Genomic DNA, 26,586 nt, shown 5'->3' on the forward strand with positions numbered 1-26,586 from the left:
GCGCAGCGCGGCCACACACGGAGACTTCCGTGCGCGGCCACACGCAAGGGGCCGGAGGTCAGGCGAGACGCAGACGTCCGGCCTTCTGCTCGGGCAGGGTGGCCTGAACGGTGCGGACGATGCTGTCGGCGTCGAGGCCGGCCTCGGCGTACATGGTGTCGGGGCTGTTGTGGTCCTGGTAGGTATCCGGCAGCGTCAGCGTCCGTACCCGTACCCGGCCCGCATCGAGCGCGCCCTTCGCCGACAGGAGATGCAGCACCATAGCCCCGAAACCGCCGACCGAGCCCTCTTCCAGGGTGATCAGAACCTCGTGGCTCGCCGCCAGATCGAGGATCATCGCCTCGTCGAGCGGCTTGGCGAAGCGCGCATCCGCCACCGTCACGGCGATCCCCGCCGTCTCGAGCAAGTCCGCCGCCTTCAAGGCTTCGCCCAGACGCGTGCCCAGGCTCAACAAAGCCACCCGTGCGCCCTCGGGACGCCGCACGATCCGCCCCTTGCCGATCGGCAGCGGCACGCCGCGCTCGGGCAGGTCGACACCGACCCCCTCGCCGCGCGGATAGCGCAGCGCGATGGGGCCGCTGTCATGGGCATGCTGGGTCGCCACCATGTGGACCAGCTCGGCCTCGTCGGAGGCCGCCATCACCGTCATGTTCGGCAGGCAGCAGAGATAGGCGAGATCGAACGCGCCCGCATGGGTCGCCCCGTCCGCACCCACCAGACCCGCCCGGTCGAGGCAGAACCGCACGGGCAGGTTTTGCAAAGCCACATCGTGCACGACCTGATCGTAGGCCCGCTGCAGGAAGGTCGAGTAGATCGCCACGAACGGCTTGTAGCCCTCCGTCGCAAGACCGCCGGCGAACGTCACCGCATGCTGCTCGGCGATGCCCACATCGAAGGTCCGGTCCGGATGCGCCTTGCCGAACAGGTCGATCCCGGTGCCGCCCGGCATCGCCGCGGTGATCGCCACCACCTTGTCGTCGGCATCCGCCGCCTTGATCAGGCTCTCGCCGAAGACCCGCGTATAGGCCGGCGCGTTCGGCTTGGCCTTGGCCTGCACGCCCGACAGGACGTCGAACTTCACCACGCCGTGGTAGCGGTCGGCCGACGCCTCGGCCGGGGCGTAGCCCTTGCCCTTCTGGGTCACGACATGGAGCAGGATCGGGCCCTGGTCCGAATCGCGCACGTTCTTCAGGATCGGCAGGAGATGGTCGAGGTTGTGCCCGTCGACCGGGCCGACATAGTGGAAGCCCATCTCCTCGAACATCGTGCCGCCGCCCACCACCAGCGAGCGGGCGTATTCCTCCGCCGCCGCGGCGCGCTGGTAGATCGCCTTCGGCAGCAGCTTGCCGAGCTGCTTGGCCGTCTCGCGCAGGCCGCGATAGGTCCCGCCCGAGGCCAGGCGCGCGAAATAGGCCGACATCGCCCCCACCGGCGGGGCGATCGACATGTCGTTGTCGTTCAGGATCACGATCAGCCGCGAATGCAGCGCGCCGGCATTGTTCATCGCCTCGTAGGCCATGCCCGCCGACATCGAACCGTCGCCGATCACCGCCACCATGTTGCGGCGCTTCGGAGCGGGCTGCCCCTTGGCCTTGGCGGTCGACTCGTCGAGATCGCGGCCCACCGCCATGCCGAGCGCCGCCGAGATCGAGGTCGAGGAATGCGCCGCCCCGAACGGGTCGTAGACGCTCTCCGACCGCTTGGTGAAGCCCGACAGCCCGCCCGGCTGGCGCAGCGTCCGGATCCGGTCGCGCCGCCCCGTCAGGATCTTGTGCGGGTAGGCCTGGTGCCCGACATCCCACACGATCCGGTCGTCGGGCGTGTCGAACACGTGATGCAACGCCACCGTCAGCTCGACCACGCCGAGCCCCGACCCGAGGTGACCGCCCGTCACCGACACCGCGTCGATCATCTCCAGACGCACAGCGTCCGCCACCGCCTGAAGCTGGCTCTCGGGAAGCGCGCGAAGAGCAGACGTCTCGTCAAGCCCGTCGAGGATCGAGGTTTCTATCCGTGACAATGGCCCACTCACTTCTTTGAATCAGGTAACCGATCGACAGCGCGCCCCACCTGCCGCTATCGGCTTCGGGCGAGACATCCGTCGATCCTGGCTTTGGCGACTTTCATGCAGCGTGGCCGCCGTGACCAACGCGCATTATAACGCTACCGTCGGTCAATGCCACGCCGCCATATCGAGTCTTCTGGCCGTGCGCCACGCATTTGGTGCCTGGAACGGCCGAAGGAGGTAAGGATTTGTGGCTGATCGATCAATGTCGAAGATTGGCTTTTCGCACGGCGATGACTTCACGGCGAGCCCGAATGACCTGTTGTCGACCCCTGTCCGCGATGGTGCTCTTGGGCATTTCTGCCTGTGTGACGCTTTGTCCTGAACCATCGGTGGCGTCTCCCCGATCCCGCCAGAGCTTCTGGGACGGCGTCCCGGCGCCGGTCTTCGAATTCAGGCTCCCATGCGACAGACTCGATGGGTGCAGCCATCCCGGCGCGTCGCAGCAGCCCGACCGGCGGGTCCACCCCTTCGAGGGAACGCTCGGCCGGCCCTGTGGCTATCGCTGGCGTCCGACCCCCTCCGGCACGCGCAAGGTCCGGGTCTGCTATTGAGGGTCATCCTTCCGGAAGCCGCCTCGCCGAGGGTGCGCCTCAGGCGGCTGCCACATGCGGCGGCGTTCCTGTTCGTCGGAATGTTGGTTTCGGCGGAGGAGAGCCGGGCGGGCGTCGCCTGCCCCTCCCTGTTCGCTCGCGGACAGATACCGGTGATCGTCAACCGCAAGCTCTCCGCTGAGACGACGAGCCTCTGCTACGAGGCTTTCGCGGTGCTGCATTCGGGCGTGTCGCGCACCCCCGTCTACGCCTCCGAATATCTGACGCGGGCGAGCGTCTCTGCGGCGCGCATCGTCGATCGGACCGATTCCTTCCACGAGGAAGACCGACTGCCGGCGGCTAGCCGCGCCCGGCTCGACGATTATGTCCGTAGTGGCTTCGACCGGGGCCATATGGCGCCTGCCGGGGACATGCCGAGTGAGTCGGCGCAAGCCGAATCCTTCACGCTGGCCAATGTGGTGCCCCAGGACCGTGCCCTGAACCGGGGCCTGTGGGCGGCGATCGAGGAGAGCGTCCGGCGCCTCGCCGTGGCGCGGGGGCAGCTCTTCGTCGTCACCGGGACGATCTATGCGGGCACGAGCATCGACTCTCTCGACGGGCGTGTCCTGGTGCCGACGTCACTGTTCAAGGCGGTGTACGATCCGGCCCGCGGCGAGGCGGCGGCTTATCTCGTGCCGAACCGTGCCGATGCGGACTGGCGGTCGATCCCGCTCGACGAGTTGACGACGCTCTCGGGGATCGACGTCTTTCCCGGGTTCGTCGCTTCCATGATGGACCTGCCCGAACCGCGCACCTATTCCCGGGGCGACACGGCGGGTGGGCGACCGAAAGGGCGCACGCGCGATGAGCCGAGCTTCGAGGAATGGGCCCTTGCAACCCTCGAGCGGATCGCGCGGCGTGTGCTTCGCGAGTTTCTAAAGTCGATCTTCTGAACGCTCGAACGAGACGAGAGGCGGACATGACGAAGCCGAATGAGACGAGGGCGGCGGGGACCGGAACGGCCACGATGAGGGCGGAACCTGACGCCTTCACGCCCTTCGCGGATGACGCCACGGTCGAGACCATCGGCGGCCTCTCGGTGGAGAACGGCACCCTGGCGATCGCCCTTCACGGCAGCCTCGATCTCTCACGGGATAAAGTGGGGCTGGAACGGGCGCGCAGGCTCAGAACCATCGCAGAGGAGATCGTCGCCGTGCTCGAAACGGCCGACCTGCCGGACGAGGTGACGCGAACGGCCTCGAACACGCGAAAAGTCGAGAACCCTTTCGCGTGAGCCGCTTCGGCGTAGCTTCGACCCCGCGCAGAAAGGGCTCTTCCGCTCCCCTTGCGGACCATACCCGTTCTTGCCGCTGACCCGCCGCCCTGGTAGGTCCAACCATTGTCCGACGCGGTGCGGTTTCAAGGATGGCACGACGCCGTTCGATGCCACCGCACGTGGGACGGACCGGGCAGACCAGAGCAACGCGTGCCGTCCTCATGGCGCGCGACCTCGGCGGCGAGCCCCATTCACGCCATTTCCGGCGGCCGATCAAGCGCCCAAGCGCCGCGCCGCCCAGCAATAGTCAAGGATACCGGACGCTCATGGCGCGCGAATTCATCTACCACATGAAGGGTCTGACCAAGACCTATACCGGCGGCAAGAAGATCCTCGATAACGTCAACCTGTCGTTCTATCCGGACGCCAAGATCGGCGTGCTCGGCATCAACGGCTCGGGCAAGTCGACCCTGCTCAAGATCATGGCCGGCATCGACACCGAGTGGACCGGCGAGGGCTTCGTCGCCCAGGGCGCCCGCGTCGGCTACCTGCCACAGGAGCCGCAGCTCGATCCCAACAAGTCGGTGCGCGAGAACGTGATGGAGGGCGTCGCCGAGAAGCAGGCGCTGCTCGACCGCTACAACGAACTCGCGATGAACTATTCCGAGGAGACGGCGGACGAGATGACCGCCCTCCAGGACCAGATCGAAGCCAAGGATCTGTGGGAACTCGACTCGAAGGTCGATCAGGCCATGGAGGCCCTCGGCTGCCCCAGCGACGAGCAGCCGGTCGCCACCCTGTCGGGTGGCGAGCGCCGCCGCGTGGCGCTCTGCAAGCTGCTGCTCTGGGAGCCGGAACTGCTCCTCCTCGACGAGCCCACCAACCATCTCGACGCCGAGACGGTGAACTGGCTCGAAGGCCACCTGAAGCAATATCCCGGCGCGATCCTGATCGTGACCCACGATCGCTACTTCCTCGACAACGTCACCGGCTGGATCCTCGAACTCGACCGTACCCGCGGCTACCCCTACGAGGGCAACTACTCGGCCTGGCTGATTCAGAAGCAGAAGCGCCTCGCCCAGGAAGGCCGTGAGGACATGGCGCGCCAGCGCGCCATCAATCGCGAGCAGGAATGGATCTCGGCCTCGCCCAAGGCCCGCCAGTCGAAGTCGAAGGCCCGCATCACCCGCTACGAGGAGCTCGTGGCGAAGTCGCAGGACAAGATCGACGCTTCGGCCCAGATCGTCATTCCCATCGACGAGCGCCTCGGCAACAACGTCATCGAGTTCGAGCACCTCAACAAGGCGTTCGGCGACCGCCTGCTGATCGAGGACCTGTCGTTCAAGCTGCCGCCCGGCGGCATCGTCGGCGTCATCGGGCCGAACGGCGCCGGCAAGACCACCTTGTTCAAGATGATCACCGGCCAGGAGAAGCCCGATGGCGGCACCATCTCCGTCGGCGAGACCGTGCATCTCGGCTATGTCGACCAGTCGCGCGACGCCCTCGATCCCGGTGCCACGGTCTGGCAGGAAGTCTCGGGCGGCAACGACATCATTTATTTCAACAAGCGCGAGATCAATTCTCGCGCCTATTGCGCGGCCTTCGCCTTCAAGGGCTCCGACCAGCAGAAGAAGGTCGGCACACTGTCGGGCGGTGAGCGCAACCGCGTGCACCTGGCCCGCACGCTGAAGGGCGGCGCCAACGTGCTGCTGCTCGACGAGCCCACCAACGATCTCGACATGGAGACCCTGCGGGCACTGGAAGAGGCGCTGGAGGATTATGCCGGCTGCGCCGTCATCATCAGCCACGATCGCTGGTTCCTGAACCGCATTGCGACCCACATCCTAGCCTTCGAGGGCGAGAGCCATGTGGAATGGTTCGAGGGCAACTTCTCGGATTACGAAGAGGACAAGAAGCGTCGCCTCGGCGCCGATTCCCTGATGCCGAAGAAGATCAAGTACAAGAAGTTTTCGCGCTGACGACGCGGCCCGGTCCAAGACCGGGCCGATTTCGTATGGCGCGACGGGAGACTGAGGCGACGATGCCGCACCTTATTGATCGGGTAGCGGCATTGTTCTTGCCAAGCCCTGCAGAACTCCACCCGGTCTTCACCTAAGACCGGCACGATGTCGGCAGGAGGCTCAGCGTTGAAGCAAAGATGATCGAAACGTTACCGATCTCGATGTCTTCGGCTTTTCGCCCCGTCGAACGAAATTTCTAAGGGCGCCGCCTCCGTATCGATAGAGATCGGCCGACGACGCTCGTTTCTACGTTAGGGTGTGGCTCGCGGGTCATAGGCGAGCCGTGGGAGAGGGGCTAATTTGACCTCAAGGTCAGCCCCCACGGACATCCTCATCATGATCGCGAAGCTTCTTCTCGCCGGCACCGCCTCCGTTCTTCTGGCCGGCGCCGCTTCGGCCGCGGATCTTCCGCGCCGCGCCGCTCCCCCGCCGGTCTTCTCGCCCGTCCCGGTCTTCACCTGGACCGGCTTCTATCTCGGCACCCACAGCTCCTACGCCTGGAGCGACGATCAGACGATCCGCACCACCGGCAACGAATTCAACACGCGCGAGAACGTGCGTCTGGACCGTCGCCCCGGCACGTTCCGTTCCGAGCAGGACGGTATCGGCAATGTCGGCGGCGGCATCGGCTACAACTATCAGCTGACCCCCGGTTCGGGCTTCGTCCTCGGCGTCAACGCCGACGTGACCTGGACCGACATCAGCAAGAGCTACGCCTATTTCGGCCCCAGTAGCACGGTTGGAGGCCCCCTCAATCCCGCTAACCTGCGCCAGCGCCTCGACTATCTCGGCACCGTCCAGGGCCGCATCGGCTACGCCTTCGACACGGTCCTCGTCTACGGCACCGGCGGCTTCGCCTACGGCAACGTCAATTACGGCGCCAACTTCTTCAACGGCGCTGGCGCTCTGGCCTATGCCGGCCGCTACAACGACATGGAAACCGGCTACGCTTATGGCGGCGGCATCGAGTGGGCGATCCCCACCGACAGCTTCCTCAACCGGTTCAACTTCATCGGCAGCTTCATCGGCGCCAGCGCCATCACGCTGAAGGCCGAGTACCTGCATTACGACCTCGGCAGCCGCAACGTGCTGGTGAACAACACCGGCCTCGGCGCTCCCTCCACCGGTTCCTACACCTCGCGCTTCAGCACCGAGGGCAACCTCATCAAGGCCGGCTTCAACTACAAGTTCGGCGGCCTCTGAGGTTCGACTCTGCCGGAGCGGTCTTCGCTTCGGCAGTAGAACGACGGCGAAAGCCATCAAACGGCCCGGTCCCCAGGACCGGGCCGTTTGTTCATGACATCAATCCGGCTGCTCCGGCCGGTGCGCGCATTCAAGTCGTCGCGTGCACGCTCAACGCGGCTCGCAGATCGGCGCCATCGACGAGCTTTCGGTTCTGTCTCGCGAGACCCGCCAGCAGCGCCCGGTCCGGGAAGGGGCAGTAGGGCAGGGCCTCCGCCACCATGCCTTCGCCTAGGATACCTGCGGCGAGATCGTCAAGCACCCCATCGAGGAGGACGCGCCCCCTCTCGTGCAGCAGGATCGCCGCGCGGGTGGCGGTGGTGCCGGACGGAAAGTCCGATGCTTCCTGGGCGAGGATCGCCCCCGCGTCGATTGCTGGCGTCAAGCGATGGATCGTGACGCCGAAGCCGGGAACCTCCTCTGCCAGCGCGTGGATCGTCGGCACCGGCCCACGATGGCGCGGCAGCAGGCCGGGATGGACGTTGATTCCTCCAAGCGGCGCCAATGCCAGGGTCGCGGCGGAAAAGATCTGGTCGAAATGGAACGCGACGATGAGGTCCGGCACATGGGCCTCGAAGGCCTGGACCACATCCGACCCGTTGACGTCATCGATGCGGAGAGTCGGAATACCGAGCGTCCGGCACAATGCCTTGAGCGGCGTCGCCGTGGCCACATGTCCAGACCCCGTCAAGCGCCGCAGCATTCCCGATGCCGGAGCCAGCAGATCGGGCAGACCGAAATTCACCGCGAGATAGGGCAGGAATGCCGGGCCCGACCGGGCGAGGTGGCGCCGGACCTGGCCGGTGAGACCACCCGAGTTCGGACGCTCCGCATTCGACAGCCCGACAAAGGCGATGTCGCCGGCATGGTCCTGCACGAACTGGCGGGCGGCACGGGCATTCGGCAACGCTTCGAGCACGAACAATGCGATGCGCGGGCGCGTCATCGCTTGCTACGCCCGACCTTGAACCGGAAACCGCGCATAGAGCGGCGTCGCAGGCTCTCCGGCAGCAAGGCCGATCCGCGTGCCAGGGAGGCGAGGGGCTCTGGGAAGGCGATGATGTCGAGGTCGCGGGCGAGGCCGCGCGCGATGCGGACAGCCGCCTCCTCGGCACTCATCTCCATCGGACGCCAGCCCTCGTAATCCCCACCCATGGTGGTTTTCACGTAACCGGGAGTCACCACGTTCATCCGGACGCCACGCGGACCGAGCTTGGCGCGCAGCGCCAATCCGTGGGCGAGCAAAGCCGCCTTGGTACCACTATAGGCCGGTGCGTCGGGCAAGGGCGCGAAGGCCGCGAGAGACGAGATCAGGGCGATCTGGCCGCTCCCGCGCGCCAGCATCAGGGTCACGCAGGGTAGGGCGACATTCAGTGCGCCGTTGAGATTGACGTCGACGGTCTCGAACGCCATCACCTCGGTCTCGATATCCCCACCGGGATGGCCGCCGTTGATGCCGGCGTTGACGATGACGAGATCGAGGGGCGTCACCGCGTGCGTCTCGCGTAGCCATTCGCCCACGGCCTGCCTGTCGCGCACGTCGAGGGACCGGGTCGCCACGGTTGCGCCGAGGTCGCGGCACACGGCGGCGACGGTATTCAGCCTGTCGATGCCACGCGCATTCAGAACGAGATGCGTGCCGGGCGCGGCGTAATGCCGGGCCAGAGCCGCGCCGATACCGCTCGACGCACCGGTGATGAGAATGACGGGCATGAGGCCTGTTCTAGAGCATCACCCTGGCAAGCGGGAACCCGTTCTCGGACAAGATGATGCCGTGCCGATATCGGGGCGCACCATCCCCGGAATGGGTCAAAGCCCGGCGGCGCTCCGTCAGTAGACCGGCGCGAGTTCCGGCGTCGTCGTCGTGCGCTCGCGAATCACCCTTGCGGCGGCCAGGGCCGGTGCAGGCAGACGGGCTTCGAGGCGCGAGACGCTCCCCGCCACGGCTCGGTCGATCGACGGACGGGAGAAGAATCCGCCATTCACCTGGGTCCGATGCAAGACGACCCGACGAAAATCCGCGACCAGCTGCATGTCGGGAGCTTCCGGCTTCGTCCAGAAGGTGTCGAGCCCACCCTGATGCGTGAGGCCGGGTATGTTGTAGATCGCATCACCCGCGGCGACCGTCGGACGGCCGAGCTCCAGGGACAGCATCCCCACCGTGCTGTTCACCAGGACGACGCCTCGGCTGCCGGCGATGAGGTTCGGGAGGTCGCCGCCATCGATGAAATCGAGCCGGTCTTCCACGCCATGACGCCGGGCGGAGTTCCTGGCGTGTTTGCGCCAATTGACCAGCCCGCTGTCGAGGGGGTGAAGCTTGATCAGTAGGCGCGCGGCGGTGTTGGCATGGGCGGCAAAGGACGCGATGGCCCGGTCCATGAACCCTTCGACCCCCAGAAAGGGCGAGTGGATGCGAATCTGGTAATCGCTGTCGAGCTGCAATGGCAGCAGGAAATACTCGTGCTTGCGCGCCAGATAGATCTCATTGAGTTCCCGCGCCTGGCGGCGTGTACTGGCCCGGCCGGCGAACTTCTTGATCCAACCGACATATTCCGCCGCGATATGAATCGGCCGGTGGCTGCGGAAATGCGGGAAGAAATAGGGAAAGCCGATATTGGCGACGTTGTAGGCCACATCCCACAGGCTGCGCCGGGCCATGTCACCGCTCGCCGGCATAGCGCGGCCGGCCAGCGGCAGGCGCCGGGCGATGGCGCGGATCTCGTCGGGACAGCGAGGCAGCGAGGAATGGCCGTTCACACCGCCGAGCTCGCACGTGACCCAGTTCGGCCGTAGATAGCCTTCCTCGAACACGTGGATACGGACGCCGAGGGGGCTTGCGGCCTCTCGCGCCGCGACGTGATAGGGCCGGCAATCGCCGAACAGGACGATATCGGTCACGCCGTGCTCGACGATATAGCCGGCGATATAAGCGTCCCAGCCGTCGCGAGGGCCGCGATAATTGTCGGAGCCGAGGCGCCAGAACAGCCAGTCGCCCGATGAAAAGTTGATACGTCGAACCCGATGGCCGCGCTTGAGGAGCGCTTGGCCGAGATCCGCAAAGAAGGGCGACGCGATCCCCTGCAGAAACAGGAAGGTCGCTGGCCTCTCGCGTGTCGTGTCTACGCGTGTCGGCAACATGCGGAAGTGCTTGCTCCTGCGCCCGGCGAGGGCGTGTCGAATGGGCACGTGAGAGCCCTGATCGCACGGATGGTGCATTGCGGCAATTGGGTAGCACGGGGTCCTTAACGGAATTCCTGGCCGCGTGATGTGTCTGCAACATGACGCGCTGGCGACGCCTTTGAGATCCCGAACTCGAACGCTCCGATTGCCCGTTCTCCCACGAGATCGGATCGCGTGACGGCGCGGATCGTCGTATGCCTGCGGCCCCGCATAACCGGATCTGCCATAACCATTGCCAGACCTCTCGCCACCTTTCCCCCCGGCCGCCTCGTCGGTGCCCCGGCCGCTGCTTGCCACGAGCCGGCCGATTCGGGCTCTGCGAGCCGAGATCGAATCCGTGACCGGTCGCGCCTTCGCTCAAGCCTGGGCTCCGGGCGCCATCGGGGTGATCTGGGGACGGCGCGGGCTTGCCGGGCGGTGCCTGCAAATGGCGGGTCGCCGGCTCCTCACCGTCGAACCGGGGCCTCTGCTCAGTCCCTACGATTCTCCCGAAAGGGGTCTGTCCAGCCTGCGCTTCACCCTTGACGGAGTTCCGTTCGGTGGCGAGGCCGGGATCCACGCGTTCGACCCTTGGACTCGGCAGCCGATCACCCTCGACGAATGCCGCGATCGGGTGGCCTGGCTGGAGCGCCGGTTCCGCGACAACGAGAGCCTCACCGTCCTCGTCGGCATCTCGCGCTGGAAGCGGCCGGCCCTCGATGTCTTCGTCGGCGGACCGGCGGGTAAGCCCGTTTACGCCATGAATGCCGAGGAGGCGGTGGCGAAGGCGAGGAGCAGGGGACAAGCCGGAAAGGCCCGCATCCTCGCCTGGGCGACGCGGATGCCGGCACATTTGCCGTCGCTCTGCGCGGAGCACGGTATTCCCCTGGCCCGGATCGAGGACGGATTCCTGCGGTCGGTGGGGCTTGGAGCGAGCCTGCAGCCGGGCGCTTCTATCGTCGTGGATGACAGCGGCATCTATTACGACCCCCGCACCGAGAGCCGCCTCGCTCGCATCCTGAAGAACGAGGATTTCTCGCCTGAGCTCGTGGCCAGGGCATCGCTCCTGCGCCGGCTCGTGGTGGAACGGCGCCTGACGAAATACAATGTCGGGCTCGCCGGAAATGCATCGGGTTGGCCCGAGGATCGGCGCATCGTGCTGGTGCCGGGGCAGGTCGAGGACGATGCCTCGGTGCGCCACGGCTCACCGCATGTCCGCTCGAATCTCGAACTCCTGCGCGCGGCCCGCAGCCGTAATCCGGGGGCATTCCTGCTCTATAAACCGCATCCTGACGTGGAGGCCGGCTTCCGGCCGGGCGCGATCCCGGAGGCCGAGGTTCTGGCCCTGGCCGACAGGATCGTGGCGGGGCTCTCCATCGTCGACCTCCTCGACCGGGCGCACCATGTGGAGACGATGACCTCGCTTGCCGGATTCGAGGCCCTGATCCGGGGCTTGAGCGTGGCGGTCCATGGCCGGCCCTTCTATGCCGGCTGGGGGCTCACCGAGGATCTCGCACCGGGCGCCGACATGGGGCGGCGGCTCGCCCTCGACGAACTCGTCGCAGGAGCGCTTCTCGTCTACCCGCTCTATCTCGATCCCGTGGCGATGAAGCCGTGCACGCCCGAGCAACTCCTCGAGCGGCTGAGCCAGAGCCGAGAGGCCGCCGCCCCCTCGAAGCTCGCCCTCAGTCGCAGGGCACAGACCGTCATGCGCCTACGCTACGCTGTTCTGAACCCCATCGTCCGCCTGATCCGGGCGCGGCGGGGGATCGGGCGAGGCGGCGACAAGTGATGACTCTGCTCGCAGCTCTCACCTTGGCGTTGATCGGCTCCCTCGCCATCGAGGCGTGGGATGGTGCGGGCCGGCGGCCCATCGGCAGACGCCCCAGCGAGTTGGCCGTACGACTTGGCGGCTATGCCCTCCTGACGATATTCTGGTTCTGCTTCTCCTGGCGCCCCTGGCTCGCGGCCTTTTCCTGCCTGCTCACCGTCGCGATCCTGGTCGTGGTCAGCCGGTTGAAGCAGGCGGTGATCGGCGAGCCGCTGGTCTTCAGCGATTTCGCCCTGTTGCGCCAGGTGCCTCGCCATCCGGACCTCTATTATACGAGACCGATCACCGACCCGCGCATGGCAATCCCCCTCGGGGCAAGCCTCGCCGTCGTCGCCCTGTGGTACTGGATCGAGCCCAGCGCGCTGCCTGAAGAGCCGAGCGTCGCCGTCGTCTCGCTTATCGGTCTGCCCTGCCTCCTGGTCGGATTGGCCTCCGGCCTCGCCACAGGAATGGCGGCGCCATGGCTCGCGACCCGGTTTCCCCGACCCGATCTCGACGCGGATTGCGCCCGCTACGGGCTGCCGGCCACGATCATCGCCTATACCCTGCGCTGGACCAGCGACGTGCCGGAGCCCGAACCGGACGATACCGCTGTGCCCGGACCGGCCGCTCCGGCACCGCTCATTGTCGTCGTCCAGCTCGAATCCTTCGTCGATCCGGCCCGGCTCGGCGGTCCGAATCTGCCATTGATGGAGACGATCCGCCACCGTGCCTCGCGCTATGGCCGGCTGACGGTCCCGGCCCACGGTGCCTACACGATGCGGACGGAGCACGCCCTCCTCACCGGACGAGAACCGGAAAGCCTCGGGTTCGGGCGCTACGATCCCTATCTCAGCGGCGGTGGCGACGAGCCGACGAGCCTTGCCCGGCTTGCATCGGGGGCAGGGTACGCCACCGTGTTCGTGCATCCCTTCCACCGCGACTTCTTCCAGCGCGCCGAGGTGATGCGGCGGTTCGGTTTCACCCGGCTGGTGATGGAGGATGATTTCATCGGGGCTGCGAGAATCGGGCCCTATATCGCCGATGAGGCCGTCGCGGCCCGCATCCTGGTGGAGGTCGACGCGGTGCAAGAGCCCGTTTTCGTTTTCGCCGTGACCATGGAGAACCATGGGCCGTGGAAACCCGGGCGGCTCGACGGCATCACCGAGCCGCTGGACCAGTATCTCCACCACGTGGTCCATACCGGCCGGGCCGTCGAGACCTTGATCGAAGGTCTGGAAGGGCGCGATGCTATCCTGTGCGTCTATGGCGATCACGCCCCATCCCTGCCGACCTGCAGACCCGGTTTCGGCGACACAGCCACGGATTACGCGATCTTCGGCTTCGGAGCGTTCAGGGAAACGCCGCAGCGCATCGATATGAGCGCCGACGGACTCGGTCGTTTCCTCCGATTCCGCATCGGGGAGCGCTCGGCAGACGAGGCCGGATCGGCTATCGCCTCACCATCGTACTGACACGAACGTGACCGACGCGAGACCGCGCATCGGCTCGACCATGCGATAGTAGAGCGATCGTTAAACGATCGAAGAGTTTTGGCGCTATGAAAGGTGGACCGTTCGAAAGGTCCACTCTCGCACAGGCCCACGTGGCCAGCCAGCGAGACCGGAGATGACGGACGGTGCGTATCCGCCGACCCGACACGTGATCTGACAAGGCACTCGTCGCGGGGGCGGGTCTAGGAGAGTTAGATGTTTCCCAAAGCCACCCTGGCCATTGCCATCGCCGTCACGGTGTCCGGCTGCAACGCCTTCCTGCCCGCCGCCGGTCCGTCGACCTCGGCCGTGGTGGACGGCGCGGATCAAACGACGAGCGAGGGGACGTTCGCCCGGTACGAGTTCATCGACGTGAACGCCGCGGTGGTGGAGGCCCTGCGCGGACGCCCCCTCGACAGCCTGCTCTCCTCGTTCGGGGATGGACGCATGCCCTCGGAAGCGGTGATCGGCATTGGCGACGCCGTGGCCGTCTCGGTGTTCGAAGCCGGCTCGGGTGGCCTCTATTCCGGACCGCTCACGGTCAACTCGATGTCCGCCGGCTCGAAGGCGGCGCAGCTGCCCGAACAGGTCGTCTCACGCGATGGCGCGATCTCGGTCCCCTATGCCGGCCGGATCAAGGTCGCGGGGCGCCGCGCACAGGACGTCCAGTCGCTGATCGAGACCGAGCTCGCCGGCAAGGCGATCCAGCCTCAGGTGATCGTCACCGTGAGCCGCCCGGTCTCGCAATCCGTCACGGTAGGCGGCGAGGCGGTGGGCGGTGCCCGCGTCCCGCTCGGCACCCAGGGCGATCGCATCCTCGACGTCATCGCCACTGCCGGTGGCGTGAGAGCCCCGGTCAGCGAGACCTTCGTGCGTCTGTCGCGCAACGGCAGGACCGCGACGGTGCCGCTGACCACCGTGGTGTCGAACCCCAAAGAGAACATCTACCTGCGCCCCAACGACAACCTCACCCTGGTGCGCGATCCCCAGACTTTCCTGGCCATCGGGGCCCTGGGCTCGTCGAATGAAATCCCGTTCCAGGCCGAGGGCATCACGTTGGCGCAGGCGCTGGCCAAGGCGCGCGGCCAGAGCGATGCCGATGCCGACCCGACCGGCACGTTCCTGTTCCGCTTCGAGCCGGCGCCGGTGGTCCGTCGCCTGAAGCCCGCAAGCCCGCTTCTCGGTACGCCGCTCGTCCCTGTGGTCTATCGGTTCGACATGCGCGACCCGAACAGCCTGTTCCTCACCCAGGCTTTCCGCATGCGCAACCGCGACATGGTCTACGTCTCGAACGCGCCGTTCACCGAGATCAAGAAGGTTCTCTCAGTCTTCGCCGCCGCGTCCCAGCCGATCACGACCGGCGTCCGCGTTGGCGGTGCCTTCTGAAGGGGAAGGCCTGTAATCGCGGATCGGCGGATCGCTCGACCGTTACGGGCGGCCCCCCGCGAAGCGGCGGCCCCGGCTTCGGGGTCGCGCCATCCGGCCGATGGTGCCGGCCTCAGGATCACACCCGTCGCGGGCGATGCCGCGCCGTCTGCACGGCGGAGCCGGGCAGGGTGCTCTCAGGGCTTGCCGCGCTTGGCCATCAGCTGCTCGATGAGGGAGCCGCCCTTCTCGATCTCCGCGAGTTCCTCGGCCACGGCCGTCACTGTCTCGCGGATCTGCTCCGGCGTGTGTTCGGAGGTGATGAAGAAGCGCAGGCGCGAAGAGCGCTCGGGCACCGCCGGATGGATGATCGGCTGCACGTTGATGCCGCGCTTGTACAGGCGGTCCGACAAGGTGACCGATTTCAGCGAATCGCCGACAATGACGGGAATCACGGCGAGGCCGAGGCTCGTTCCGGTATCGAGCCCATGCTTCTTGGCGCATGACAGGAACAGGTGGCCGTTCTGGCGCAGTCGCTCGACCCGGTGCGGCTCGGCCTGCATCAGGGCAAGGGACGCCTCGGCGGCGGCGGCCAGCGGCGGGGACAGGCCAACGCTGTAGATGAAGCCCCCGGCCGTGCATTTGAGGTACTCGATCAAGGCCGCCGGGCCGGCGATGTAGCCGCCGCAGGACGACAGGGTCTTCGAGAGCGTGCCCATCCAGATATCGACGAGGTGCGAATCGACGTCGCAATGCTCGGCGAGCCCGGTTCCCGTACGGCCGAGGACGCCGAGCCCGTGGGCATCGTCCACCATCAGCCAGGCATCGTAGCGCTGTTTCAGGGCGACGAGGCCGGCGAGGTCCGGCGCATCCCCGTCCATGCTGTAGAGGCCTTCGACCACGATCAGTGCGCGGCGATGCTCGTGGCGCGTGGCGCCGAGCAGGGTCTCCAGGGCGTTGAGATCGTTATGGGCGAAGGAGCGACGCTGGGCTCCCGAAAGCTGGGCCCCGGTGACAATGCTGTTATGGCTCAGCGCGTCGTGGAAGATCACATCGCCGGGTTCCAGCAAGGCGCCGATCGTCGTGACGTTGGTGGCATGGCCGCTCACCATCACGACGCAGGCTTCGGTCTCGTAATGGTCGGCCAGCGCCTGTTCGAGGCGGATATGGCCTGGGCGCTCGCCGGCAACGATCCGGCTCGCGGAGGCCGAGGTGCCGAACTCGTCGATGGCCCTGCGCGCCGCCTCGCTGACGTCGGGATGTCCGTTGAGCCCGAGATAATCGTAGGACGAGAAATTGACGAAGCCCTTGCCGGCGATACGCGTCGTGGCGCCCGCCCTGGTCTCGTGGACCCGGAAGAACGGGTTGCCGAGGCCGATCAGGTCGGCGGCCGAGCGCTGCAGGCGCAATTCGCGGTAGCCCGGCAGGGTCTCGAATTTCTGTACCGATGCGTCCGTGGCCTTCGCCTCGGGGCGGGGCGGGGCCTGCCGGTTGGCATTGCGGCCGAGCCGGTTGGTGACGAAGCCCGCGAGCGCCGCGCGGCCGCCGTCGGGGCGGGCTGGATTACTCATGCGTGTTGAATCTTCCGATTGACCGATGCCGCCGAACGCGACCGGCCTTTCGGCCGGCCGCGCGGATCATGGCAGAATTTCTTTGATCTGGAGACTGTTCTGCTCGACGAGCTCGTGGAACGGCTCGAGTGTGCGGACATCCACGCCTTCGCTGACATGGCGCTGGGCGAGGCTCATCACCGCCGCCGAGGCCTCGTCGACCGGCGCCGCCACGGACTGGATCAGCGTTTCTGCCAGTTCGACGACGGTCAGGCCCGAGGAGATACCCGAAGGCGGCGCGTCGAGGGCGAAGCGCTCCTGCAGGCTGGCGCCCAGTTCCACACCCATCAGCGAGTCGAGGCCGATCTCGGAAAGGTGGCGGACACGGCTGATATCGTCCTTGGGCAGACGCAGGATGCGGGCAATGTCCTCTACGATGGCATCGGACACGGTCTTGCGCACCGCATCGAGGTCCAGGCTCTTGAGCAAACCACCGATATCGATGGCGGTCACGGTGCCGGATTCCGCCTGCTGGTCGGAACCGAGATCGCCGTAGCTCGGCGAGCGCATGGTCGCGAGACGTTCGCGCGCCTTGCCCCAATGCATCGAGGCAATGGCCAGGACGGCATCGTCGGGTGACGAGCCTTGCCCTTCCAGGGCCTCGGCCATGAGGTCGAGGGAGCGGCGGGCATCCATCGGCGTCACGCCGACGCGGCCGGCCAGGGTCTCCATCACCGCGCGGTTGCGCGCCAGTACGCCGACATCGCCGATCGCGCCCCAGGCGACCGCGAGGGCGGGCAGTCCCAGCGCCTTGCGACGGCGGGCAAGCCCCTCCATGAAACCGTTGGCCGCGACGTAGGCGCCCTGTCCCGGATTGCCGATGAAGGTCGTGGCCGAGGAGAACAGCACGAAGTAGTCGAGCTGCCGCTCGCGGGTGGCTGCATCCAGATGCTCCGCGCCGACGACCTTCGGGCGGATGACCGCGTCGAGGGCAGCCGCGTCGAGATTGGCGATGAGGCCATCCTGCAGCACCATCGCCCCATGGATCACGCCCGCGAGCCTGCGGCCGTCGCCCTCGACCTCTGCGAGGAGATCGTCCACCGCCTCGCGACTGGTGATGTCGCAGGCCATCGCCGCGACGCTGACGCCGCGGACCGCCAGATCGGCCACCACCTGCTTGGCTTCAGGGCTCGAGGCGCCCTTTCGGCCGACGAGGACCAGGTGACGGGCCCCCCGGTCGGCGAGCCACCGGGCCGCCTCGATGCCGAAGCCGCCGAGCCCTCCGGTGATGAGATGGACGCCCTCCGACGAGACCCGGAAGTCGGACTTGCGCTCGACCACGATGCTGCCCGGCTTCGGCGGGGCGATGACGATCTTCCCCACATGCCCGGATTGCTGCATCAGCCGGAACGCGTCCGAGACCTCGTCGGCGGTGAAGGGCTGGAACGGCAGGGGCTTGAGGCCGCCTTCCGTGAACAGGGCCATCACCTCTCGGAACAGACGCGCCCCGTCCTCGCCCTGGTGCTGGAGCACCTGATCGAGATCGACGCCGAAATAGGAGAGGTTCCGGCGGAACGGGCGCAGGCCGATATGGGTGTTGGCGACATAGTCGCGCTTGCCCAGCTCGATGAAGCGACCGAACGGCTTCAGGCAGTTCAGGCTGCGTTCCATCGCTTCGCCGAACAGGCTGTTCACCACGATGCCGACCCCGTCACCCGTGATCCGGCGGACTTCGTCGACGAAGGCGAGGGAGCGGGAATCGAGGACGTGCTCGGCCCCGAGAGCCTTCACCAGCGCACGCTTCTCGCGCGACCCGGCGGTGGCGATGACGCGGGCTCCCTTCAGCTTGGCGATCTGCAGGGCGGCGAGCCCGACGCCACCGGCACCACCATGGACCAGCACCCATTCGCCGCGTCGCAGCCGGGCGCAGCTGACGAGGCTGTAATAAGCGGTGAGGAAGGCGACCGGCACGGTGGCCGCCGCCTGCGGGTCGAGGCCGGGCGGGCTCGGTGCCACCACGAGCTCGGGCACCACGATATGGGTCGAGAAGCCCGATTGCGCGAAGGCGACGACAGGGTCGCCCACCTTGAAGGCAGCGACGCCCTTGCCGACCGAGACGACGCGACCGGCGACTTCGAGGCCGAGACGCGGACCGGCGAAGCCATCCTCCAGGATCTCCTCCGGAAGCATCGACAGGGCCCAGAGCACGTCGCGGAAGTTGAGGCCCGTGGCCTCCACGGCGATCTCGACCTCGCCGCGTCCGGGCGTGCGCCGCTCGGCCGGTCCCCAACGCATGTCGTTGAGGCCGCCGGTGACGCTGCGCTCGAGCTGCGCGGCTGGAGCCGCTACGGCATCGGAGGCCGGACGGCGTGAAAGCTGCCCCGGCGCGAACCGAATCACGCGGGTGGCGTCCGCGTCGAGGATAATCTCCGTCTCGGTCGTACCGGACAGGATCACGTCACGCAGGCGCTCGGATGCCCGCTTGCTCGGCATCGCAGCGGTGAGATCGATGCGGCGAATGTCGAGGGTGGCGACCTCGTTGGCGAGGGTGCGGGTGAAGGCCCAGAGGCCCGCTTCCACCGCTCCGTCGGCGTCTCCGTCATGGCGCGTCGCGCCCGGACAGATGACCCAGAGGCGGGTCTGACGGGTCCCGAGATGTTCGACGCAGCGCTTGAGACCGAGGCAGCGCTCGCGCAGCCGGTCGGCGGCGTCGCCCTTGGTGTCGAAGGCTCCGGCGAGGAACACCACCGTATCGGGGGTCTCGCGTTCGAGTTCGAGCAGCGATTGCTCGGAATCGAGGATGATAGAGACATGGACACCGGCGGCGACGAGGAGCGTCGCCAGCGACGAGGCGGTTTCCGCCGCGAAGGAATCCTGTGATCCGATGATGAAGGTGAAGGTCTGACCGGTGGAGGCCTTTGCCCGCACCGGTGCCTCGGCGAGGAAGAGAAGATCGTCTCCATTGGCCGAGACCGCCCGGTCGACCGCGACGCGGACGAGACCGGTATCGCTGAGCGAACGCTGCCAGCCGGTGATGTCGTCGAGGCGCCCCAGGGGCATCCCGTCCAGACTCTCGAACCAATCCGGCAGCAGACCGAAAACGAGATCGCGGAAGAGCGAAGCGCCCGGCTCCACCGCCAGCAGGAACCCACCCGTGGCGAGGGCGTCGGCGATCTTGCCGAGAAGGCCGCGCTCGGTCCGGTGCAGGACGTTGCTTGCCAGGATCGCGTCGAAGCCGCCTTCCGTCAGGTCGGCTTCGTCCTCGATCACGGTGACGCCGCGCGGCAGGGCGAGGCGGGCGCGCTCGGCGAGGCGGCGATCAGTCTCGAACACCGTAAGGTGCGCGGCGATTCCATCGGCGATGGCGGCCGCCTGGGCCGAGAGCGGCCCGAACCCGAGCTGAAGCAGGCGCAGGGACCGGTCCGTCGGAAGGTCGGCGCGGGCGCCGTCGAGGATACCGGCGATCACATCCGAGGATGCACGAGCGCTGGCGCTACGTAAGACGAAGGCGTCGAGAGCGTTCTGCGACAGGGTGGGCTGGCTCGCGAGGTCACCGTCGAGGAGGCGGGAGACGACGGCGCCGAGATCCGCCGTGAGCACCAGTTCGGCGGACAGTTCGGGATGGTCGGCCGCGATCCAACGCATGATCTCGTCGGGGGCGGGCAGGGTCACGTCCTTGCGCAGAGTCCAACGCGTTCCGTCGAGGGTGGCGAGCCCGCTGCTCTCGAGGGCGTAGAGGGCGTTCAGGAGCCAGGGCCGCATCGATTCCGGCACACGATCGTCGATGGCGACGGTGCCCGAGCGCTGCAGCCCTTCGGCCATGCGGTAGGCGAGGGAGGTGGCCCAGCCTTCGAGGAGAAGATGGCCAGGCGAGAGTGCAGCATCGGCGGGCGCGAGAGCCGCCTTGATGCCCGGACGGACCGCATCGGCGATGCGGGCGCGGCGATCGAGGGGGATCGCGGTCGGCTCCGTGGCGAGTTCCGACCTCTGCGCGATGGCGTAGGCGGCGAGATCCTGGCCGGACTTGGCGCGCAAGGCCTGGAACCGGCCTTCCCGCAGGGTCGCAATGACGTCGCCGGCCTCATCCACCAGGGTGAAGTCAGCGAGAATGCTGCGCTCGTTGCAGCGCCGCGTGCGGATCATCGCCCGGGCGATGACGGCACCGGGCCGAATCAGCCGGATCTCGCCGAAACGCACCGGTACATAGGCCTTGGTCGATCCCTCGCCCAACAGGTCGGCGAAGAGCAGGATCAGGCCGTGGAAACAGGCATCGAGCCGCGCCGGCACGAGGCCGAAGCGCGGATCCGGCTCCGCCGGCTTGAGTTCGGAGACGATCACGGTCTCGTCCACACGGGCGCTGAGGGCCACTTGGCGGAAGCTCGGCCCGAAATCGAGACCTGAGGCGGCTGCGAGACGATACAGCCCCTCTCCCTCGACGGCGTTCTCGGCCGGGATGATGATGTCCTGCCGGGGACGTGCCGCGAAGGTGCCGTCCACGATCTTGGCGGAGGCGTGCAACTGCCAGCCCGCCTGGGTCAGCCGAGGCCGGCTGAGGATCTGGATCTGGTTGCCGCTGCCCGAGAGCCGCACGGCGACTTCGCGGAGGGCATCCTCACCGAAGACCATCGGCGACTGGATTTCGAACTCGGCGAGGACGACGTCGTCGCTGCGCATCGCCTCGCGAGCGACGCCCAAAGCCATCTCGATGAAGGCCGCACCGGGCAGGATCGCTTGGCCGTCGATACGGTGGTCATCGAGTTCCGGCACCGTAGCGATGTCGAGATGGCCGTTCCACTCGAGTCCGTCGGCCGAAAGGCGCGATCCGTAGAGCGGATGATAGGCGCGGGCCGTCGCGGCGCCCACGCCTTCCGAGGTCTCCGACAGCCGGAACGGCCGGCGCTGCCAGGGATAGGTCGGAAGCGCGACATCGCCCTTCGGGTTCTCGCCGAAGACCGCCGCCTCGTCGACGGCGGCACCGTGGACGAGGGCCGAGGCCAGGGCACGGGCGAAGGGGTCACTGCCAACGGGTTTGTTGGTGAGGACGCCGACCGTGGCATTCTCGATGCCGAGGGGCTCGATGCAATCGCCGATATGCGGAAGCAGGGTCGCCCTTGGGCCGACCTCGACGAAGATGCGGGCGCCCTTGCGGGTCGCTTCCTGGACAGCCTCGCAGAAGCGCACCGGCTCGCGGATGTTGCGCCACCAATAGCCGGCGTCGAACTCCCCGCCCTGCAGCACGGCCCCGGTCACGGTGGAGACCATGGGAATCGTGCCGGGATGCGGCTTCAATCCTGCGAGATCGCGCAGCAGCGGCTTCTCGGTCGGGTTCATCAGCCGGCCGTGGAAGGGGTAGGCGAGGTCGAGCTTGCGACCACGGCGGCGCTTGCGCGCCAGCGCCTTCATGGCCGCGTCGATATCGGCGACCGGGCCCGCCACGGTGACGGCCTTCGGGCTGTTATAGGCGGCGATGTCGAGGCTCGGATAATCCTCGAGGAAGATCTCGATCTCCTCCACGGGTGCCAGCAGCACCGCCATGGTGCCGAGGCCACGCGTCGTCTCCTGATGCTGGCTGCGGTAGAAGATGACCTTCACCGCCTGTTCCAGGCTCAGGATGCCGGCTCCCTCGGCCGCCGCAATCTCACCCACGCTGTGGCCGAGCACGTAGGACGGGACGAGACCGGCGGCCTTCAGGGCCGTGGTCGAAGCGCTGGAAATGGCGAAGATCAGCGGCTGCGAGACCCGCGTGAGGACCATGCGCTCGGCCAGATCCTCGGCGAACAGGGCTTCCTTTAGCGACCAGCCCGAGATCTCGGCGAACAGGACGTCGATCCGGTCGAAGGCCGACCGGTAGATGGCGTTGCGGTCATAGGCCTCCCGGCCCATCCCCACCCATTGGCTGCCATTGCCGGAATAGACGAACGCGATCTCGGCGCTACGGTCGACGGCAGTGCCGACCCGGGCGATGTCGGTCTCCTCGGCATCGGCGACCGCGCGCAAGGTGGCGGGCAGGTCTGCGTCCATGGGCATGGCCAGGCGGGTCGACAGTCGCTCGCGGCGATGAGCGGCGGCGGCGGCGATCCGCACGGTCTCGGCGGAATCTGCGCGTTCGAACCGATCGGCGTAGTCGAGAGCTAGTTCGTTCAGCGCGGCGCGGCTCTGGGCAGAGAGGAGTAGCAATTCTGGTCCGCGCCCGGCATCGCTAGCGGCGGAGGCCGGCGCGCCGTCGGTGAGGACGATGTGGGCGTTTGTGCCGCCGAAGCCGAAGGAGTTGACGCCGGCGAAACGCTCACCCCGGCCACGCGGGATCGCCAGCGGCGCGGTGACCACCGAGAGATTGAGCTTGGTGAAGGGAATGTCGGGATTGAGAACGGTCGCATGCAGCGAAGGCGGCAGCAGATCGTGCTCGAGGGCGAGACTTGCCTTCAGAAGACCGGCGAGGCCCGAGACCGGCTCGGTATGTCCGATATTGCTCTTGATCGAGCCGATCGGCAGCGGCTCCTTGCGGGGCCGGCCGATCTTCCCGCCGATGGCGTCGGCCTCGATCGGGTCACCCACCGCCGTGCCGGTGCCGTGCGCTTCCACGAAGGCGACCGCATCGAAATCGATCTCGGCCTCGCGATAGACCTGTTCGAGCAGCGCACCCTGTGCGTAGCCGGAAGGCAGGGAGATGCCGGTGGTCCGGCCGTCGGAATTCACGCCGCTCGCCGCAATGACGCCACGCACGGTATCGCCGTCGCGCGAAGCGGCCCGCGCCGATTTCAGGACGAGAACGACGCCGCCCTCGGACCGGACATAGCCATCGGCATTGGCCGAGAAGGCTTGGCACAGCCCGGTCCGCGACAGCATCTGCGCGTTGGAAAAGCAGATGAAGTTGAAGGGGCTGGCGAGCAGGTTCACGCCCGCCACGACCGCGGTGTCGATCCGGCCACTGGCGATCGCCGCGACGGCGGCATCGAGCGCTACGAGCGAAGAGGAGCAAGCCGTATCGACGGTGAAGCTCGGCCCTTTCAGGTCGTAAATGTAGGAGATCCGGTTGGACAGGATCGAGAGCGTGTTGCCGGTCGCCGCATAGGCATCACCCGAAGAGGTATCGAGGACGCGCAGGTTTCCGTAGTCGAGGGACGAGGCGCCGACGAACACCCCGATCTGCGACCCCGCCACGGCGGAGGGACGCAGGCCCGCATCCTCCAGGGCCTCCCAGGTCAGTTCGAGGAGGAGCCGCTGCTGCGGGTCCATCTGCTCGGCTTCGCGGGGCGAAATGCCGAAGACGCCGGGATCGAACGACCAGATGTCGTCTAGGACGCCCGCCGACCATGTGTAGCTCTTGCCGCGCTCCTGCGCGCGTGGATGGCCGAACCGCTCCAACGACCAGCGATCGTCAGGGATACGCCCGACGGCGCAGCGGCCCTCGCTCAGAAGCTGCCACAGGCCATCGACGCTTGCAGCGCCGGGCAACCGGCACGAACGGCCGACGATCGCTATGTCTGTACGCTTGATCACGTTCGGTTCGCACACGCTCTTGATCGAGGACATCGCCGTCTCGCACCTGCAGCGGACAACCGACGTGAGGATGCATAATATGCAGCCGGAACCGTGTCCAACCCATGGCAGCTTTGCTGCAGCAGAGAGGCCGGAGGGATTTCGAGATACGGATAGTTTCACGGGATGATAAAAATCACACAGTCATGATTACGGCAGCATTCAATATAGGCCGCTACTTCAACGGCACGTCTGAAACTGTACAAACTTATCCCGCACCGGGATAATATCAAACACTATTAATGCGCCGCATCCTCGCTTCCCAGAACTATTATTTCATAAATACAATAAAAAGTCGATAATCAGCAACAAAAATTACCTTATTTACATAACTCGATAATCTATGCATCAGAAAATCCCCATTGCTAATGCGCCTATCATATTTGTGATATTATAATAAAAGGTGATTTATAGCATATTCTTCGATTATCATGAAGGTGCCGATTTTTCCATTTTTCTTATTGATAATGCCTGGAGTAAAAATCTACTTACGCTCCGTCACGATATTTATTCAAGCACCTCTATGCTGCGCCGCAACATAAATGCCTCACCTAGAGCTCGATGGGATAGGGTGGTCCCATCGAAGAAAACGCGACCCGGATCAAAGGAACGCCTGCTTTCCGCGAAAAGGCCCTTGACGCCCGTTCCAGCCGAAAGCTATACGCCGCTCCTCGCTGCAGCGGAAACGCTTCAGCCGGGGCGCGTAGCTCAGCGGGAGAGCACTACCTTGACATGGTAGGGGTCACAGGTTCGATCCCTGTCGCGCCCACCATTTCCCTTCGGGTGAGATGGACGAGAGAACAAAAGCCCCGGAAACGGGGCTTTTTCTCGTTCTGGCAGCCCCTCCGTCGTGAACGCACGGCTTGCTCGTACGGCGAGGCTTTCATGTCCATCGCGCCCTAGGCAGCGAATGGCGGTTGTCTCATGCCAGCCACTGTCACGCTTGCGTGAGCCGCCGTCCCGGTCACAGAACCGCCTCAGACAAAGAGTGTAAGGCGGGCGCTTTCATTCGGTGCCGGGCATCTCGGCCACCGTGCCGGATGCCGGAGATGATGATGAGCCGAAACTTGGCATTCTCGAATGCGGTCGGACGCTTCGGTCTCGGATGCGGCGCCATCGATCTGCCCGCCGTGGACGATCCGCGCGGCTACGTCCGTGCCCAGCTCGACATGCCGCTGACGGCCCCCGAAGCCAAGCTGATGTCCAGCAGCGACCAGTTGCAGGCGATGATGCATCGTCGCCTGATCGCGCGGCAACGTCGCGAGGCGATGGCGGATACGGGGTCCGGCAGCGCTAAGATCGAGCAGGGCAGCGGCATGCAGGGTGGCTCGATGGAAGATGGCGCCATGGCCATGGCGCCCCGCGCTAAACCCTCGATGAGCGGCAGTATGATGGAGAGCGAGGCCGAGAGCCAAGTCACGCTGGGTCCGGTCACGAAGAACCCCGACGAACTAATCGCTTGGCTGAGGCTGGCCGCGACGACGAGGGCCCCCTTTCAGGAGCGGCTGTTCCTGCATTGGAGCAACCACTTCACCGTATCGACCGGCAAAGGCAAAGGGAGCCTCACTGCGGGAGCATTTCAGCGCGAAGCGATCCGGCCGTTCATCCTTGGTCGCTTCCACGACATGGCCAAAGCGGCGATCCTGCACCCCTCGATGCTCTACTACTTGGATAACACGGCCTCGACCGGCCCTGATTCCAGGGTTGGCCGCATCAAGAAATCTGGTCTCAACGAGAATCTCGGGCGCGAGGTGCTTGAACTTCACACCCTCGGCGTCGACGGTGACTACAGTCAGGCTGACGTCACGGCATTGGCGGCCGTCCTCACGGGCTGGACCGTGGATCTCAAGCCGCATTCCGAGACCTTCGGCGAAGTAGTGTTCCGCGAGCGCCAACATCAGCCGGGGTCGAAGACCATCCTCGGCAAGCGCTACGCCGAGGCGGGAGCCGATGAGTTCCTCGCCGTCCTGACCGATCTCGCCCGTCACCCATCGACAGCGCACTACGTGACGCGGCGGATGGCACGTGCATTCATCTCGGAAAAGGTATCGGACACGCTGCAGAAGAGCCTCGCCAAGGTCTTCATGGCCAGCGACGGAGACTTGAAGGCTGTGACCGTCGCCCTGGTACAGGCTGATGAAGCCTGGACCGCCCCCCCCGTGAAGCTGCGTCCGCCCATGGAGTTCCTCGCCGCAACCGGCCGACTCCTCGGGCAAGCTCCGGTCAAGCCATCGCCAAACGCCTCGCTCCTCGCCATGGGCCAGCCCTTCCTGGCCGCCCCATCGCCAAAGGGTTGGGCCGAGGAGGATGATGCCTGGGTGACCTCGGACGGCATCAAGAGCCGGATCGACTGGGCGCAGCAATGCGCAACGCTCAACGCGGACCACGTCGACATCCGCAAACTCGTGGACGACCGGATCGGCGGCTACTTCTCGGATGAGACCCGGCGCGTGATCAGGCAGGGCGAGAGCCCGGAACAGGCATTGGCCCTGCTGATGCTCAGCCCGGAATTCCAGCGGCGCTAGCCGGTCGA

The 26,586-nt window shown here is 66.3% G+C and carries 14 protein-coding genes and 1 tRNA gene; 9 read left to right on the forward strand and 6 right to left on the reverse strand.

Going from position 1 to position 26,586, the window contains the following annotated elements; all coding sequences use genetic code 11:
* Window positions 1-58: 58 nt before the first annotated feature.
* Window positions 59-2,020 carry a 1-deoxy-D-xylulose-5-phosphate synthase gene (gene dxs, locus ACYQR9_RS12995; protein WP_461226568.1) on the reverse strand — a complete coding sequence of 654 codons (1,962 nt, stop codon included), beginning with the start codon at window positions 2,018-2,020 and terminating at the stop codon, window positions 59-61.
* Window positions 2,021-2,699: 679 nt separating this feature from the next.
* Between dxs and ACYQR9_RS13000 the strand changes: the two genes are divergently transcribed.
* From ACYQR9_RS13000 to ACYQR9_RS13015, 4 genes are all read left to right on the forward strand, one after another.
* Window positions 2,700-3,551, forward strand: a complete 852-nt coding sequence (locus ACYQR9_RS13000) for a DNA/RNA non-specific endonuclease (RefSeq protein ID WP_461229799.1) — start codon at window positions 2,700-2,702, stop codon at window positions 3,549-3,551.
* Between the two features lie 26 nt (window positions 3,552-3,577).
* On the forward strand, window positions 3,578-3,892 hold the full coding sequence (locus tag ACYQR9_RS13005; RefSeq protein WP_461226570.1) for a hypothetical protein: 315 nt from the start codon (window positions 3,578-3,580) through the stop codon (window positions 3,890-3,892).
* A 308-nt stretch (window positions 3,893-4,200) separates the two neighbouring features.
* Entirely contained in the window at window positions 4,201-5,853 is a 1,653-nt protein-coding gene (gene ettA / locus ACYQR9_RS13010) for an energy-dependent translational throttle protein EttA (protein WP_056429151.1), read from the forward strand.
* 378 nt (window positions 5,854-6,231) lie between these two features.
* Entirely contained in the window at window positions 6,232-7,098 is an 867-nt protein-coding gene (locus ACYQR9_RS13015; RefSeq protein ID WP_056429153.1) for an outer membrane protein, read from the forward strand.
* A gap of 130 nt (window positions 7,099-7,228) precedes the next feature.
* On the opposite strand, the gene ACYQR9_RS13020 is transcribed toward ACYQR9_RS13015, so the two are convergent.
* From ACYQR9_RS13020 to ACYQR9_RS13030, 3 genes are all read right to left on the reverse strand, one after another.
* Window positions 7,229-8,083, reverse strand: a complete 855-nt coding sequence (locus ACYQR9_RS13020) for a formyltransferase family protein (RefSeq protein WP_461226572.1) — start codon at window positions 8,081-8,083, stop codon at window positions 7,229-7,231.
* A complete protein-coding gene (locus ACYQR9_RS13025; RefSeq protein ID WP_461226574.1) occupies window positions 8,080-8,850 on the reverse strand; it encodes an SDR family NAD(P)-dependent oxidoreductase in 771 nt (256 codons plus the stop codon). Before ACYQR9_RS13025 ends, ACYQR9_RS13020 begins: the two co-directional genes overlap by 4 nt.
* A gap of 117 nt (window positions 8,851-8,967) precedes the next feature.
* On the reverse strand, window positions 8,968-10,275 hold the full coding sequence (locus ACYQR9_RS13030; RefSeq protein ID WP_207412133.1) for a capsule biosynthesis protein: 1,308 nt from the start codon (window positions 10,273-10,275) through the stop codon (window positions 8,968-8,970).
* A gap of 316 nt (window positions 10,276-10,591) precedes the next feature.
* Here ACYQR9_RS13030 and ACYQR9_RS13035 point away from each other — a divergent pair, with 316 nt between their 5' ends.
* The 3 genes from ACYQR9_RS13035 (at window position 10,592) to ACYQR9_RS13045 (ending at window position 14,985) form a co-directional block, all read left to right on the forward strand.
* The gene (locus ACYQR9_RS13035; protein ID WP_461229800.1) at window positions 10,592-12,088 is read left to right on the forward strand and encodes a capsular polysaccharide export protein, LipB/KpsS family; all 1,497 of its coding nucleotides are present in this window, start codon (window positions 10,592-10,594) and stop codon (window positions 12,086-12,088) included.
* On the forward strand, window positions 12,088-13,581 hold the full coding sequence (locus ACYQR9_RS13040; protein ID WP_461226576.1) for an LTA synthase family protein: 1,494 nt from the start codon (window positions 12,088-12,090) through the stop codon (window positions 13,579-13,581). The genes ACYQR9_RS13035 and ACYQR9_RS13040 overlap by 1 nt, the downstream gene beginning before the upstream one ends.
* Window positions 13,582-13,815: 234 nt before the next feature.
* Window positions 13,816-14,985, forward strand: a complete 1,170-nt coding sequence (locus ACYQR9_RS13045; RefSeq protein WP_461226578.1) for a polysaccharide biosynthesis/export family protein — start codon at window positions 13,816-13,818, stop codon at window positions 14,983-14,985.
* Between the two features lie 176 nt (window positions 14,986-15,161).
* Here the strand turns inward: ACYQR9_RS13045 and ACYQR9_RS13050 are convergent, their stop codons facing one another.
* Window positions 15,162-16,535 carry an aminotransferase class I/II-fold pyridoxal phosphate-dependent enzyme gene (locus tag ACYQR9_RS13050; RefSeq protein ID WP_311274665.1) on the reverse strand — a complete coding sequence of 458 codons (1,374 nt, stop codon included), beginning with the start codon at window positions 16,533-16,535 and terminating at the stop codon, window positions 15,162-15,164.
* A 66-nt stretch (window positions 16,536-16,601) separates the two neighbouring features.
* Window positions 16,602-24,047, reverse strand: a complete 7,446-nt coding sequence (locus ACYQR9_RS13055) for an SDR family NAD(P)-dependent oxidoreductase (RefSeq protein ID WP_461226580.1) — start codon at window positions 24,045-24,047, stop codon at window positions 16,602-16,604.
* A 703-nt stretch (window positions 24,048-24,750) separates the two neighbouring features.
* Here ACYQR9_RS13055 and ACYQR9_RS13060 point away from each other — a divergent pair.
* Window positions 24,751-24,825, forward strand: a tRNA-Val gene (locus ACYQR9_RS13060).
* Between the two features lie 277 nt (window positions 24,826-25,102).
* The gene (locus ACYQR9_RS13065; protein ID WP_461226582.1) at window positions 25,103-26,578 is read left to right on the forward strand and encodes a DUF1800 domain-containing protein; all 1,476 of its coding nucleotides are present in this window, start codon (window positions 25,103-25,105) and stop codon (window positions 26,576-26,578) included.
* Window positions 26,579-26,586: the final 8 nt, after the last annotated feature.

The sequence above is a fragment of the Methylobacterium sp. CM6241 genome (assembly GCF_054817845.1).